This is a genomic window from Herbaspirillum sp. RV1423 (assembly GCF_000577615.1).
GTDB lineage: Bacteria > Pseudomonadota > Gammaproteobacteria > Burkholderiales > Burkholderiaceae_D > Herbaspirillum.
Genome location: NZ_CBXX010000010.1, coordinates 138,909 through 153,756 on the forward strand (window position 1 = coordinate 138,909; position 14,848 = coordinate 153,756).

Consider the following 14,848-nt stretch of genomic DNA (forward strand, 5'->3'; position numbering starts at 1 on the left):
TACTCCTCTAAAAATCAATTGTAGACAGGCCCTGGTATCGGATCAAATGCCTGGGCGAACTTTTCAAAATCCTCCAGGGGCACCGGCCGGCAGAAGAAATAGCCCTGATAGGCATGGCATCCTGCATCGGCCAGAAAATTGCGTTGCGCATCCGTCTCGACGCCTTCGGCAATGACTCCCAGGCCAAGGCTTTGCGCCAGCGCGACAATCGTCTTGGCAATGGAGGCATCGTTAGGATCGATCAGGACATCGCGCACAAACGACTGGTCGATTTTAAGCTGGTTTAGCGGCAGGCGCTTGAGGTAGGACAAAGACGAATAACCGATGCCGAAATCGTCCAGCGAGAACTCGACGCCCTTGGCCTTGAGTATGTACATTTTCTGGATGATGTCTTCGACGTTATCCACCAGCAGGCTTTCGGTCAGCTCCAGCTTGAGCCTTCTGGGATTGGCGCCAGTGCGTTCCAGGATGGCCGAGACCGTCTCGACGAAATCGGCTTCGCGGAACTGCTGCGCACTGACGTTGACCGCGATGCTCAGGTGCGCGGTCTCGAAGCGCTCCGACCAGCACGCAAGTTGGTTGCAGGCGGTTTCCATGACCCAGTTGCCGAGCGACAGGATCAGGCCGGTTTCTTCGGCCAGCGGGATGAACTCGGCCGGCGGCACCATGCCGCGCTGCGGATGCTGCCAGCGCACCAGCACTTCGGCGCCGGTGACGCGGCCGCCTTCCACCACTTGCGCCTGGTAGTGCAGGATCAACTGGCCGCCGTCGATGGCCTTGCGCAGGCCGGCTTCGAGCGCGGCCCGTTCCAGCACCACGGTCTGCATTGCCGGGTCGAAGAAGCTCATTGCATTGCGGCCGGTTTCCTTGGATTTGTACATCGCCAGGTCGGCCTGCTTCAGCAACTCGTCGATCGGGACCTGGCGGCCGCGGAACACGGTGGCGCCGACGCTGGCGGTGGCTCGGTATTCGACTTCGTCGAGCTGGTATGGCGTATCCAGCACGCTGAGGATTTTTTCGCCGATGGCCTTGGTCTGGTTGGCGGCTTCCTGCGGATCGCGATGCAGGCTTTCCAGCACCACCACGAACTCGTCGCCACCCACGCGTGCGACCGTGTCGTTGGCGCGCACGCTGATCGCCAGCCGCTGCGCCACCTGCTTGAGCAAAAGATCACCCTTGTCGTGGCCGAGCGTGTCGTTGAGTGTCTTGAAGTGATCGAGGTCGATGAACAGCAAAGCGCTGCACGTCTTGTTGCGCGTGCTGACGGCGATAGCCTGCTTGAGGCGGTCCAACAGCAGCGTACGATTGGGCAGGCGCGTCAGCGCGTCGAAGAAGGCAAGTTCCTTGATGCGCTCTTCGGCGATCTTGCGCTCGGTGATGTCGTGATGCGTTCCGACATAATGCGTGACCACGCCGTCGTCGCCCCTCACCGCCGAGATGGTCAGCCATTCCGGATAGACCTGGCCGTTCTTGCGACGATTCCATATCTCGCCCTGCCAGCCGCCGGAATGGCGCACGCTCTCCCAGATGGCGCGATGGAACGCCGGGCTGTGGCGGTCGGAGCGTAACAAGCGCGGCGTCTTGCCGATGACTTCCGCGGCAGAGTAGCCGGTGATTTCGGCGAAGGCCTGGTTGACGCGCAGGATTCTGTTGTCAGCGTCGGTGATCATCATCCCTTCGAGCGAATCGAAGGCCACCGCGGCGATGCGCAGTTCCGCCTCGGCCTGCTTGCGTTCGGTGATGTCGCGCCCGCTGGTGCGGAAACCCGTGAACGCACCGTTGGCGTCGGTGATCGGAATCCACGACACCGACAGCCAGACCAATGTGCCGTCCTTGCGCACGCAACGGAACTCCAGATCGTCGCCGCGCTCGCCCTGCAGCCCCTTGTCGAACCCCGTCGTCACGCGCGACAGGTCTTCGAGATAGATCAACTGCCTCTTGAAGTCCTGCATCGCCATGCATTCCTCGACGGTATAACCGGTGTAATGGAGCACCGACGGGTTGATCCAGCGCGGCTTGCCGTCCAGGCCCCACCAGACTTCCCAGTTGACGGTGCAGTCCGCGATGGCGCGGAATTGCTCTTCGCTGGCGCGCAGTTCCGTCGTCATCTTGCCGGCCAGGCGAATCGCGCGGCGGCGGCTCGACATCAGCAGCCAGGCCAGCAGCGCCAGCAAGAGGCTCAGGCCGACGCCGGTCAACGCGGTCTGCACTTCCGCGTTGCGACCGAAACGGCTGTTGAAGTCGTCCTGGGTATTCATCGTCAGCGTCCAGTTATGACCTGCCACCACCAGATATTCGGTCGCGGAAATCACCCCCGCCTTCTGTCCCGGACCAGGGTCGGCGCCGGCCGAGTGATACAGCATCGCATCCGGCGACAGCTCGACGCCGTCATAGATCGCAAACGCCACCCCCATCGGCTGCTCGCCGTACAGGCTGGCAATCATGTCGCTCATGCGGAACGAAGCATGCACCCAGCCGATCAGGTTGGCGCGGCGCTCGGCGATGGTCGATTGCGGCTTGCCGCGCGCATAGATCGGCAGATACATGATGAAGCTTGGTTGCGCCTCGATTTCGCTGTCGAGGTCCAACCGCACCTTGCCGGAAATCGCCGCCATGCCGGAATCGCGCGCCTTTTCCATGGCGCGGCGGCGATGCGGTTCCGACCAGGGATCGAAACCGAAGGGAGTCCGGTTGCGGCCGACGTAGGGCTCGCGCATGACGATGGGCGCGTACTCGCTGCGTTCGCCTTCCGGCCGGATGGCGTAGTCAGTAAAGCCCATACGCTGCATGTCCGCGATATGCCTGGTCTTGCCGGAAGCGGGAATCAATTCCTCCGCGCCGATGGCCTGGATGCCGGAAAAATTGGCGTCCAGGTTCAACGCCGCGACATAGTCGCGAAACGCCGCGCGATCGAAGGTACCGGTGGCTGCGAACAATCCCTGCACGCCATGCAGCATCTGCTCATAGCTGGCAACGCGCTGCTCGACCCGGCTGACCGCCTCGCGCAGCGAAAAATCGAATTGCGCGCGCAGTTCTTTGTGCGATGCTTCGCGTTCGTGATCCCAGGCTAGCCAGGTCACGCACAAGCCGGCAAACAGGATCGCCAACGGCAGCAGGAGTTGCCGCAACCAGTTCACGGCGCCGCCTGGAAGTTGACCATCGACGCCGCCAGCGACGAAGAAAAATACTTCTCGAAGATGCGACGGATGGTGCCGTCGGCGCGCATCTCGTCGACCAGCGAGCGCCATTTGTCGCGCTCGGCGCTCGGTAAAGCCTTGTTGGACATGATCAGCCCGTGCGGAACCGGCGGATCGTTGAATTCGATGATCGCGGTGACATCGCGGATGTGCTTCTCTTCCACCGCAGGATAATCGAACGGTTCCATGATCATGCCCTGGATGCGATTGGCCAGCAGCGCCTGGTAGAGCGGATCGAGACCGCCGGCCTGGGTCACGCGATTGGCGGCGGAGAGCTTGTCGACCAGACGGTTGGCCGATTCGCTGTAGCGGAAACTGCGGATCACGCCCAGCCGGAAAGTCTCGCTGCGCTCGAACTCGCCGAGCTGGCGCATACCGGCATCCTTGCGCACCAGCAGATAGTATTTGTTGCTGAAGTACCAGGCGAAGGAAGCGAAGCGGCGACGCTCCGGATCGGCGATGCCGGACAGGCTGAAATCGAGCGCGCCCGATTCGATCAGTTGCCAGATGCGCGCGCGCGACATCAGGCTGACGCCGACTTTGCAGCCACTGCGACGAATCAATTCATCGGCAAAGTCCTTGTCGATACCGGTGTCGGTATCGGCGGAATAGAGCAAGCCGTGATCGTGCAGGGCGAGGGTGTAAGGACGGGAACAATCGGGACCGGACGCCTGAGCAATACCGGCAATGCAACTCATGAACAACAGGCTGCAGACACAAGCGATGCGGACAAAGCGGCGGCGGATCACCGTCCCCCCGGCGGTAAGAATGACTGAAATACGGCCCCCTTCGTGTGCAACCGTTTTATGACTTGCTGACAACACTGCCTGGCTTGTCACTCATCTGCCTGGACGCAATATTTCCATTGCTGCAAACAAACATCATGACATCATGCGAATGGCATATCGCCGCCAATAATTTTCGCTAATAGTTTTATATACAGCGTCGGATATAGCGGACGGCTGATGTTACCCGACGACCATCGAAACTGCAACCAAGGAAATACCCTATTGACGGCTGTCCGGGCGATGTGCGGGCGAGCTGCCGGTGCGGTGGAAAACGGAGCGGCAGGTCAGCGAAACGTCAGCCTCGCCATGTTGCCGAATCGCATAATCGAGCGCCTCGCAAGCGCCTTGTTTGACAAACCCGGCGGCACTGCAAAACAATAAGGGCTGCCGCGAACTTGCATCGACAGCGGCGTCTTTGCATCCCCACACTCCCGAAGAGAGAACACCATGCACTACATTCTGTTCTACCGTTTCGTCAAAGACAGCAAGACCGTCAAACTGCCGTTTCGCAACGACCATCTCAAATTCGCCTGGAACGCCAACGCGCGCGGCGAACTGATCCTCGGCGGCGCACTCGGCAACCCGGAAGACGAAGCCATGTTGCTGTTCAAGGCGGACTCGCCCGACATCGTCGCCGATTTCGCCAGGAACGATCCTTACGTCATCAACGGCGTCGTTGCCGAATGGCGGGTGCGGCCCTGGACCACAGTTGTCGGCGAAGACGCCTGCACGATCATCCGCCCGACCTGACACACGAAGACCGTGCAGCAGACCGTGAACGGTCTTCAGTTTCATAATTGCACGGACTTCAAATCCTCCAGAAACGCCGCCACGATGGGTTCATTGGCGCTGGCGCGATTGGTCACCACGCTGATGCCGACTTCGTACGACAACTCACTGCGGTTGAGCGCTTTCATGGCGCCGCGCGCGACGTGCTCGCGGCCCATTTCTTCCGGCAGGTAACCCAGGTGCTGGCCTGACAGGATCAGGATCGACATCGCCTCCATGTTGCCGGTCACGGCCATGATGTTGCGTCGGTGGATCGGCACATGGCCGGGCGGCACCGGGTAGTCGCGCCAGGCCCAGCTATAGCCGGCGGCTTCCGCCGGTTCGATCTCATCTTCCTTGTAGAACAGCGGATGCGGCGGCGCGCAGTAGGCGACCTGGCGCTCCAACATCAGTTGCGTGTATTGCAAGGCCGTCACGCGCCGCCAGAAATAGCCGATCGCCACCTGGATGCTGCCGTTGATCAGCATCTCTTCCAGTTCGCTGGGCGTGCGCACGACGAGGTCGAGGCGCACCGCTTCGTCGCGCTGGCGAAAGCGCCGGATGACTTCGGACAGGCGCGTGTTCTGATGCGTCGGCGTGTGGCCGATCAGCCCGATGCTGAGCCTGCCGACCAGCTTCTTGTCGAGATTGCGCGCTTCCATGCCGAATTCGGACAAGGCCTCGATCATGCGCCGCGCCGAATCGGCGAACTTCTCGCCCTTGGCGGTCAGGCGGAAACCGGCGCGGCCACGCTCGCACAGGCGGTAGCCGAGTCGCGTCTCCAGCGCGCTGAGCTGCGCGCTGATGGTGGACTGGCCGACATTGAGCTTGGACTGCGCGGCCGACACGCCGTGCGCATCGACTACCGTCAGAAACACCCGGATCAGGCGAATATCCAGATCGAATACATTGTTGAGCATGAAACAATTCCGAGTGTGTAAAACCTTGAGTTTATACATCGATGCCAATCGATGCAAACGTCGCCAGATACGCATATTTGTTTCTTTAATCCGCCGCTACAATCGGAAAAACGGACTAAATTTACAAGGACTCTCATCGATGGAACATGCACTGTATCAGCCCATGGGGGGCAATGTGATGCCCCGTTTTGGGGGGATTGCCACCATGATGCGCCTGCCGTATGTCGAAGATCCGGCCGGCCTGGACGTGGGTTTCGTCGGCGTGCCGCTGGATATCGGCACGTCCAACCGTTCCGGGACGCGCTTCGGCCCGCGCCAGATACGCACCGAATCGGTGCTGCTGCGCCCATACAACATGGCGACCCGCGCCGCGCCTTTCGATTCGCTCAAAGTGGCGGACATCGGCGACATCGCCCTCAACCCCTACAGCCTGCTGGATTCGGTGCGCATGATCGAAGCCGGCTACGACCGCATTTACGCCACCGGCTGCAAGACCATCAGCATGGGCGGCGACCACACCATGACGCTGCCCATCCTGCGTTCGCTATACAAAACCTACGGCAAGGTCGGCCTGATCCACGTCGACGCGCACGCCGACGTCAACGACACCATGAACGGCGAAAAGATCGCCCACGGCACGCCGTTCCGGCGCGCCTTCGAGGAAGGTTTGCTGGACCCGCGACGCGTGGTCCAGATCGGTCTGCGCGGCACCGGCTATCACGCCGACGATTTCGACTGGTGCCGCACCCAGGGTTTTCGCGTGGTGCAGGCGGAAGAATGCTGGAACAAGTCGCTGGCGCCGCTGATGGAAGAAGTGCGAGCGCAGATGGGCGACGGCCCGGTCTACCTGACCTTCGACATCGACGGCCTCGACCCGGCATTTGCGCCCGGCACCGGCACGCCGGAGATCGGCGGCCTGACGGTGCAGCAAGGCATGGAGATCATCCGCGGCGCCAAAGGCCTGAATATTGCTTCCGCCGATATCGTCGAAGTGTCGCCGCCGTATGACCAGGCCGGCACGACGGCGCTGGTGGCGGCCAATCTGGCGTATGAAATGTTGTGCGTATTTCCCGGCGTGAAGTATCGGGCCTGATGCCGGCGTCACGTCCGATCAATATTGTTTAACCGAATTCCAAGGATGGCATTCCATGAATGAAACCCGGCTGTGGGGCGCACGTTTTCGCTCCGCCCCTGACGAAGCCCTGATGAACCTGTCGCGCGGCGGCATGGCGCATTTCCGGCTGACGCATTTCGACATCGTGTCGTCGCAGGCGCATGCGAGGGAACTGCTGCGCGCCAACCTGCTCAGCGAGGACGAATGCAGCGCCATCGTCGCCAAACTCGGCGAACTCGACATCGCCGTCGAACGCGGCGACATCGTGCCCTCGCCCGCCGATGAAGACGTGCACACCTTCATGGAGCGCATCCTGGTGGATGCGCTGGGCGACGTCGGCGCCAAGTTGCGCGCGGGCCGTTCGCGCAACGACCAGGCCGCCAACAATCTGAAGCTATATCTGCGTGCCGAGAGCCGCGCCATCGGCGCCTTGCTGCTCGACTTGCAGGACGCGTTGATGGAGCAGGCCGGCCGGCATATGCAAACGCTGGCGCCGGGCTTCACCCATTTGCAGGCGGCGCAGCCCATCGTATTCGCGCACCAGTTGCTGGCCCATGCGCAAACCTACAGCCGCGACATGTCGCGCTTCATGGACTGGGATCGCCGCAGCGCGCGCTCGCCGCTGGGCGCCGCCGCCATGGCCGGATCGGCAATTGCCTTGCAAGCAGAACTGTCCGCCGCCGACCTCGGTTACGAGGCCCCTTGCGAAAACTCCATCGACGCCGTCGGCAGCCGCGATCACGTCGCCGAATTCCTGTTCGTCGCCGCGATGCTGGGCGTGCATCTGTCGCGCCTGTCCGAAGAAGTCACGCTGTGGGCCTCGCGCCAGTTCCGGTGGATCGAATTGGACGACAGTTTTTCGACCGGCAGCTCGATCATGCCGCAAAAGAAAAATCCCGACATCGCCGAACTCACTCGCGGTCGCGCAGCGCGGCTGATCGGGATGCTGACGACGATGCTGGTGGCTTTGAAGGGCTTGCCGTTTTCCTACAACCGCGATCTGGCGGAAGACAAATTCGCCGCCTTCGAAGCGGTCGACGTCTTGCACAAGGTGCTGCCCGCCATGGCCGGTATGATCCGCACGATGCGCGTCAACATCGCCACACTGCGCCGCGACGCCACCCAGGGGTTCACGCTGGCGACTGAAGTGGCCGACTGGCTGGCACGGCGCAACGTGCCGTTTTCTTCCGCGCATGAAATCGCCGGCGCCATGGTCAAGCTGTGCGAAGACAAGCATGTCGAATTGCATGAACTGAGCGATGCCGAGATGGCGGCGATCAGCCCGCATCTGCTGCCGGAAGTGCGCAGCATGCTGACGCCGGAAGCCGCCGTCCAGGCCCGCAGCGGTTATGGCGGCACCGCGCCGGCGCAAGTCGCCGCGCAATTGCAGCGGCTGCAAAAAACCGTCGCTGCACAACGCGACTGGTGCGGCAACCCGGCGGCGTCTTCCCTCGCGAGTGCCGCATGATGACGTCGCCGTCCCCTTTCGCCGTCGATCACCTGAAGATCGTGCCGCGCCGCTTCTACGGACGCTGGTTCTCGGCTGCGCTGATCCTGCTGATCTTTGCCTTCATCATCAACGCCTTCGCCCACGGCCAGATCGAATGGAAGGTCGTCGCGCAATTCATGACCGCCAAGGTCATCATGCACGGCCTGCTCAACACGATACTGATGACCATCTATGCGATGACGATCGGCATCGTGCTTGGCGTGATCTTTGCGGTCATGGTGATGTCGCCCAATCCGATGCTGCGGGCGATCGCCGGGTTCTATATCTGGTTCTTCCGCGGCACGCCGCTGCTGTTGCAGATGCTGCTGTGGTTCAACCTGGCGCTGGTGTTCCCGATGATGGGCATTCCCGGCGTGTTCGAGGCGCGCACGGTTGATCTGATCACGCCGTTCGTCGCCAGCCTGCTCGGCCTGGGCATCGGCCAGGGCGCATACACCGCCGAGGTGGTGCGCAGCGGTATCCTGTCGGTCGACAACGGCCAGACCGAAGCCGCCAAGGCCATCGGCATGACGCGCCTGACGGCGCTGCGCCGGATCATCCTGCCGCAGTCGATGCGCGTCATCATCCCGCCGGTCGGCAATGAAGTCATCAGCATGATCAAGCTGACTTCGGTGGCCAGCGTGATCCAGTTTTCCGAAATCCTGCACAACGCCCAGACCATCTATTTCGCCAATGCGCGCGTGATCGAGTTGCTGATCGTGGCGACGGTATGGTATCTGGCTGTGGTGACGGTGTTTTCGATCGGCCAGCATTTTCTGGAAAAGGCTTTTGCGCGCAACGAGCGTCGCAACGTCAAGCCGAACAAGCCGCCTGCCGCAGCGATCCGGGCCATCACTGGCGAAGGAGCGCAGCCATGAGTGGATCGGGACCGACACCGATGGTGGTCGCGCACGACGTGCACAAATATTACGGCGCCTACCACGCCCTCAAGGGCATTTCGATGCAAGTCGCCGGCGGCGAAGTGATGTGCATCGTCGGACCTTCCGGTTCCGGCAAGAGCACCTTCCTGCGCTGCATCAACCAGCTCGAACACATCGACAACGGCGCCATCTGGCTGGGCGGCGAGCTGTGCGGCTACCGTCGCAAGGGCGACGAACTGCGCGAGCTCAGCGACAGCGAGATCGCCCGTCAGCGGCTGGCCAGCGGCATGGTGTTTCAACGCTTCAACCTGTTCGGCCACATGACCGCCTTGCAGAACATCATGGAAGGTCCGGTCGTGGTGCAACGGCGCAAGCGCGCCGAAGTGCGCGACGAAGCCGAAGCCCTGCTTGAGCGCGTCGGCCTGGCCGGCAAGGCGGGCGCCTATCCGGGCGAACTGTCGGGCGGCCAGCAGCAGCGCGTGGCGATTGCGCGCGCGCTGGCGATGCGGCCGAAACTGATGCTGTTCGACGAACCGACTTCGGCGCTCGACCCGGAACTGGTCGGAGAAGTGCTCAGCGTGATGAAGGATCTCGCGTTGTCCGGCATGACCATGATCGTGGTCACGCACGAACTGGGATTTGCACGGGAGGTATCGAATCGCGTGGTGTTCATGGATCAGGGGCAAGTGCTGGAATGCGGCACCCCGGCCGAAGTACTGACGCGTCCGCAGCATGCGCGCACCAAGGAATTTATTGCGGCAATTCTGGCCTAGTCGGCTTTTTACCAAGGGGAATCAAGTGAAACTGTTCAATCGACTTTCGACGCACAAGACATTGCCGGCCTTACGCGGCATGGCGCTGGCTACTGCCGCCATCGCCATCATGAGCGCCATGTCGGCGCATGCCGCCGATCTGCCGGAGCGCATCAAGAAGGCCGGCAAGCTGGTCATCGCCACCCAGGCCAACTACCCGCCGATCGCCTACAAGAACCCCGAGACCGGCCAGTTGATGGGGCTCGACATCGAACTCGGCGAAGCCATCGCCAAGGAACTCGGCCTCAAGGTCGAATACCAGGAAACCGCTTTCGCCCAGGTATTCAGCTCGCTGGCCACCAGCCGCGTCGATATCGCCATGGTCGCCATCAGCGACACCGCCGAACGGCAGAAAGTCGCCGACTTCATCGACTACATGAAGACCGGCCCGCAATTCTTCACGCTGCAGGCCAATGCCGCCAAGATCAAGGGCATTGCCGATGTCTGCGGCACCAAGGTCGGCGCCAGCCGCAACACCAACTGGCCGACGCAGATCGCGGCATGGAGCAATGACAATTGCGTCGCCAAGGGCAAGGCCGCCATTACCGTGATCGGCACCGAAGGCTCGGTCGACGCGCGCACCCAGCTCAAGACCGGCCGCATCGACGTCGCCGTGCAGGGCAGCGAAACGCTGCCCTACTTCCAGACCATGGAGGCCAACACCTACGTCCTGCTCGGTCAGCCGCTGTTCCAGCAGGAGACCGGCATCCCCGTCTCCAAGACCGAACCGGTGCTGCGCGCCGCCGTCATGACCGCGCTGCAAAACCTGCAACGCAACGGCACCTACGACAAGCTGCTGGCCAAGTACAAGCTGCAATCGTCGAGCATGCCGGTCGCGCTGAACCAGGGGAAATAAGCCATGCGCAACGTTGCCGGCGGTCCGACTATCGACGATGCGGAATGGAACACGCGCTGCGAGCTGGCCGCGCTGTACCGGCTGGCAGCGTATTTCCGCATGACCGACATGATCGACACGCACATCTCGGCGCGCCTGCCCGGGCATGAGGATCAGTTCCTGATCAACCGCTACGGCGTGCTGTTCCATGAAATGCGCGCGTCCGACCTGGTCAGGGTCGACCATGCCGGCCGCGAGCTGAAGACCGGCAACGGCGCTCCCGCCGGGCAGCGCGTCAACGCCGCCGGTTTCACGATCCATTCGGCCGTTCACCATGCCCGGCCTGACCTGCATTTCGTCATCCACACGCACACCACGGCCGGCATTGCCGTCGCCGCGCAGGAACATGGACTGCTGCCGATCAGCCAGCATGCGATGAAGTTCTACGGCAAGCTCGGCTATCACGACTACGAAGGCATCGCGCTCGATCTGTCCGAGCGAGAACGGCTGGTTGCCAACCTCGGCCCCCACAAGGCCATGATCCTGCGCAATCACGGCTTGCTGGCTGCCGGAGGAACCGCCGCGGAAGCCTTCCATGAAATCTATTTCCTGGAGCGCGCCTGCCAGGCGCAGGTGGCAGCCCTCTCTGGCGGACAGGGCGTACGCCTGCCGCCTGAGTCGGTCCGGCAACGCACCGCGCAGCAATTCGCGGGCGACAATGCAAGCGGCATCATGGACTTGGCGTGGCAGGCGGCGTTGCGGCTGATCGAGAACGACCTGCCGGACTATCGTCAATAATTCAGGCAAAAAATATTGCAGCCAGACATGACCAAAGTCGTCTTCCTCGGCGTCAGTTCCGACGTCCCCAAAATCGCGGAACTGGCGCGCACGCGTGCACGCGCGATCGAAGTGCTGCTGCCCGGCGACAGCGACGCAGCGCAGGCCGAAGTCGCCGTCTGCTGGTCGCCTCCGCCCGGCGCGCTGGCGCGCTACCCGCGCTTGCGCCTGATCCATGCGATCGCCGCCGGCGTCGACAACATCCTGTGCGATCCCGAGCTGCCGACGCTGCCGCTATGCCGCGTGGTGGCGCCCGACCTGACCGTCGCCATGACGGAATTCATTACCTGGGGCGTGCTCTACTATCACCGCGATCTGGACCGCGCCGTCGCCAATCAGCGCAACCGGATATGGCGCCGCACCGCGCCGGCCGCGGCGTCTTCATGCCGGGTCGGCATCATGGGCGTCGGCCGGCTTGGCGCGCACGTTGCCGCGGAATTGCTGCGCATGGGCTTCAACGTCCGCGGCTGGTCGCGCCAGCCCAAGACAGTCGACGGCATGGAGAGTTTCCACGGCGAAGCGCAGTTCGATGATTTCCTCGGCGGCACGGATATCCTGGTGTGCCTGCTGCCGCTCACCGAACAGACCCGGGGTATCCTCAATCGCACCACGCTGTCCGCGCTGCCGCCCGGCGCGGCGCTCATTCATGTCGGCCGGGGCGGCCATCTGGTCTCGGCCGATGTGCAGGCCATGCTGGACGAAGGACATCTGCGCGGCGCCATCCTCGACGTTTTTGAAAAGGAACCGCTACCGGCCGACAGCCCGTTCTGGTCGTCGCCCAACGTCATCGTCACGCCGCACATCGCTGCCGCCGCCAGTTACGACAGCGTGCTTGAGCAGATCGAAGAAAACATCCGCCGCTTGCAACAGGGTGAGCCGTTACTGAATCTGGTCGATCGCGGCAACGGGTACTGAGTCGGATATGCCGATGGATGATGGCTCGCGGAGAATAGCTGCGTTGCGTTTTTACTGAAGCCGCTCTGGCATATTTCCGCTCCGCGATCCCGGAAAATTAGCGAGTCGAAAAGCCTTATTGGGCCGATTCGACGATGATTTGGGGAGCCGGCTGCGATAGCCTCCTGCCGCCTTACTCGCTCTCCAGCAACAGCCCGTTGATCGCATCCCGCATCATGATCGACGCCAGCGAGGTGTGATCGTTCCTGACCATGTCCAGGTCGTGCAAACCATAGCCCGGAAGCATCAACTGTTTGATGTAGGCGCAATCGCTGTCGCAGGTGTAGCGGAGCTTGCTGGTTTTTTTCCTCACTTCCAGCGTGTATTCTCCATGCAGCTTGCCGCGATAGCGAACGAGGACTTCCGGTCTGGCGTCGAGCGAGGTGGCTTCGTTTGGATCTTCGTACACATATTCACCATCGACCACGCGCACATAGTGCGCTTGCAGCGGCACGGCGCGCGCCGGTTGCGGTGCGTCGTCAACCAGAAACAGATGGTTGCCGCGGTCCGGTTCGACGATCAACTTCTGCACCTGCGCCAATGCTGCCCGGACCTGCTCGGGCGTGACCGCTTGGACGCTGTCTGGCGCCGTCGATGCCTGCGCAGGCAAGGACTGCAATGCTGTAGGCGCAGCATTGATCCCGGATAGTTCTGCTTCCAATGCCAGTTGGCGCTGCCGGTACCAGTCAAGCAAGCACTCGCGGGTCTGACAATTCTTTTCGCGCCAGCGCCAGAAACCGTCCGAGCGCGCAGCGAACTCCCGACGGTCGGCGGCTTTTGCCTTGGCCTGTCGGTACGTCTTTCCCAGTTGATCATCAAGACGTGAAAGCTCGGCATCGCCGCAGATGATCTTCTCCGTCGCCGAACCGGCATTACTGCAATGAAAACTGGCGCCGAAGGCAGGCGTTGCAGCGCTGCCGGCGAGCAGGGACGCCAGCAATACCGCTCTTTTCCAGAACGGAACGCCTGTCGCAACAGCAGGCAAGCTGCTCCGTCCGCCGCGGTCGGTAAGATAAAAAAAGAAAGCGTTACGAGGGCGGGCGGCAACCGACAGAAACGGCGCCGCTGCCGATGCGAAGATACGTTGAATCTGGCTCATGATCTCGGGTGCTTGTCTGAGATGGTGGAAGCCGAAGGATGGCATTGAGGCAATGACGGCAAAATCGAAATGAAGCAGGCTTTCCCGGTAAAATCTTTACAAATACCGGCTAGCATTAACACCTGTTACAAGCCGTTTCAAATTGCTGTCATTCCTTTACCGATTCCTGCAGGCGCGGCGAATCCGCATCGGACAGGGGCGTAACATCAAAAGCACGACAGGCTTGCGCACTATTTATGCACGGACGTCGGACCTGAAGACGGAAATCGAAGTGGCTCTCGCTTTGTGGTCAAAGAAAGCCGACCAACTGTTCTGTACCAGCAAGGGAACAAGCTACTACAACGAAGACGAAGCGCATCTAGCGCCTCAAACCGGAGCCTTGTGCAGCTACTAAAAGAACGAGTAAATAACACAAGGGGCGCTAGGTGCTTGATTTCACTAGATCGGGTTTCGTCCGATAACCCACAAATAGCCAGGTGCCGCAGCCGGTTGAACCCGCCGCCAAAATCGGTCGCTTAGCCTCAGTTCGTCTTAGAAGGGCTCATTGCAAAAACGGGAATGAATGCAGAGTTGGGTAAGAGTGGCGACGTCGGCGCAGATATTTTTAGCGAGCCCACGTGTTTACCCGGCGGTTCAGGTTGGAGACGTACCCAATCCATCTCAAGAGCAATGAATTAATAGCAGCGCTGAAGAAACTACCGCCATTGAACATAGTTGAGTGAATTAGATGTAGTAGTCGCGATCTGATCTGACAGTCACCCGGTTTGACGTATGCAGTTGTCAGGTCAAATTCAGTTGTTCAGTGTGGTGATTTTATCTCGCCAGGCCTCCTTTCCGTCAATTAGCGTTTGCATCGGTGTCCGGCCGCAACACATCTTTCCTTGATGTGTGCGGTCGTTGTTGTAATACGCCAGCCAATCATCCAGATCGCGTTGCAGCTCTTCAAGTGAGTGGTAAATCTTGCGCCGGAAGGTGACCTGATAAAACTCCTGCAGAATGGTTTTATGAAAGCGCTCACAGATTCCATTGGTCTGCGGATGCCGGACCTTTGTCTTGGTGTGCTCAATGTCCTTGAGGGCCAAATAGAGCTGGTAATCATGTGCTTCCGGCCGGCCGCAATACTCGGTGCCGCGGTCGGTCAGGACACGGATCAG

13 protein-coding genes are annotated in these 14,848 nt (G+C 61.3%); 8 read left to right on the forward strand and 5 right to left on the reverse strand.

Translation table 11 applies throughout. The features are described 5' to 3' along the window. Positions 1-14 precede the first annotated feature (14 nt). Together RV1423_RS12500 and RV1423_RS12505 are read right to left on the reverse strand one after the other, a co-directional pair. Positions 15-3,137 carry an EAL domain-containing protein gene (locus RV1423_RS12500; protein WP_034296949.1) on the reverse strand — a complete coding sequence of 1,041 codons (3,123 nt, stop codon included), beginning with the start codon at positions 3,135-3,137 and terminating at the stop codon, positions 15-17. Then, positions 3,134-3,895 (reverse strand): ABC transporter substrate-binding protein, encoded by a 762-nt coding sequence (locus RV1423_RS12505; RefSeq protein WP_051516657.1) that lies wholly within the window; start codon positions 3,893-3,895, stop codon positions 3,134-3,136. Before RV1423_RS12505 ends, RV1423_RS12500 begins: the two co-directional genes overlap by 4 nt. A 537-nt stretch (positions 3,896-4,432) precedes the next feature. Between RV1423_RS12505 and RV1423_RS12510 the strand changes: the two genes are divergently transcribed. After that, positions 4,433-4,735, forward strand: coding sequence for a YciI-like protein (locus tag RV1423_RS12510; protein ID WP_034296950.1), 303 nt, complete (start codon positions 4,433-4,435; stop codon positions 4,733-4,735). Positions 4,736-4,776: 41 nt separating this feature from the next. Here the strand turns inward: RV1423_RS12510 and RV1423_RS12515 are convergent, their stop codons facing one another. Next, positions 4,777-5,673 carry a LysR family transcriptional regulator gene (locus tag RV1423_RS12515; protein ID WP_034296951.1) on the reverse strand — a complete coding sequence of 299 codons (897 nt, stop codon included), beginning with the start codon at positions 5,671-5,673 and terminating at the stop codon, positions 4,777-4,779. A 139-nt stretch (positions 5,674-5,812) separates the two neighbouring features. Between RV1423_RS12515 and speB the strand changes: the two genes are divergently transcribed. The 7 genes from speB to RV1423_RS12550 are packed head-to-tail and all read left to right on the forward strand — an operon-like array spanning position 5,813 to position 12,556. Beyond that, on the forward strand, positions 5,813-6,766 hold the full coding sequence (gene speB / locus RV1423_RS12520; RefSeq protein WP_034296952.1) for an agmatinase: 954 nt from the start codon (positions 5,813-5,815) through the stop codon (positions 6,764-6,766). 55 nt (positions 6,767-6,821) lie between these two features. Then, positions 6,822-8,255 carry an argininosuccinate lyase gene (gene argH, locus RV1423_RS12525; protein WP_034296953.1) on the forward strand — a complete coding sequence of 478 codons (1,434 nt, stop codon included), beginning with the start codon at positions 6,822-6,824 and terminating at the stop codon, positions 8,253-8,255. Then, complete coding sequence (locus RV1423_RS12530; protein ID WP_081768806.1) at positions 8,255-9,154, forward strand: amino acid ABC transporter permease; 900 nt, start codon at positions 8,255-8,257, stop codon at positions 9,152-9,154. The genes argH and RV1423_RS12530 overlap by 1 nt, the downstream gene beginning before the upstream one ends. Then, positions 9,151-9,930: an amino acid ABC transporter ATP-binding protein gene (locus RV1423_RS12535; RefSeq protein WP_034296955.1), complete on the forward strand. Its 780-nt coding sequence runs from the start codon at positions 9,151-9,153 to the stop codon at positions 9,928-9,930. Before RV1423_RS12530 ends, RV1423_RS12535 begins: the two co-directional genes overlap by 4 nt. A gap of 25 nt (positions 9,931-9,955) precedes the next feature. Next, positions 9,956-10,825, forward strand: a complete 870-nt coding sequence (locus tag RV1423_RS12540) for an ABC transporter substrate-binding protein (RefSeq protein WP_081768802.1) — start codon at positions 9,956-9,958, stop codon at positions 10,823-10,825. Positions 10,826-10,828: 3 nt separating this feature from the next. Next, on the forward strand, positions 10,829-11,602 hold the full coding sequence (locus RV1423_RS12545; protein ID WP_034296956.1) for a class II aldolase/adducin family protein: 774 nt from the start codon (positions 10,829-10,831) through the stop codon (positions 11,600-11,602). Between the two features lie 27 nt (positions 11,603-11,629). Next, on the forward strand, positions 11,630-12,556 hold the full coding sequence (locus tag RV1423_RS12550) for a glyoxylate/hydroxypyruvate reductase A (protein WP_034296957.1): 927 nt from the start codon (positions 11,630-11,632) through the stop codon (positions 12,554-12,556). 172 nt (positions 12,557-12,728) lie between these two features. Here the strand turns inward: RV1423_RS12550 and RV1423_RS12555 are convergent, their stop codons facing one another. Beyond that, the gene (locus RV1423_RS12555) at positions 12,729-13,694 is read right to left on the reverse strand and encodes a lysozyme inhibitor LprI family protein (RefSeq protein ID WP_155835096.1); all 966 of its coding nucleotides are present in this window, start codon (positions 13,692-13,694) and stop codon (positions 12,729-12,731) included. Between the two features lie 791 nt (positions 13,695-14,485). After that, positions 14,486-14,848 (reverse strand): integrase core domain-containing protein (locus RV1423_RS12565; RefSeq protein ID WP_034296960.1); only part of this gene is annotated, 363 nt, incomplete at its 5' end.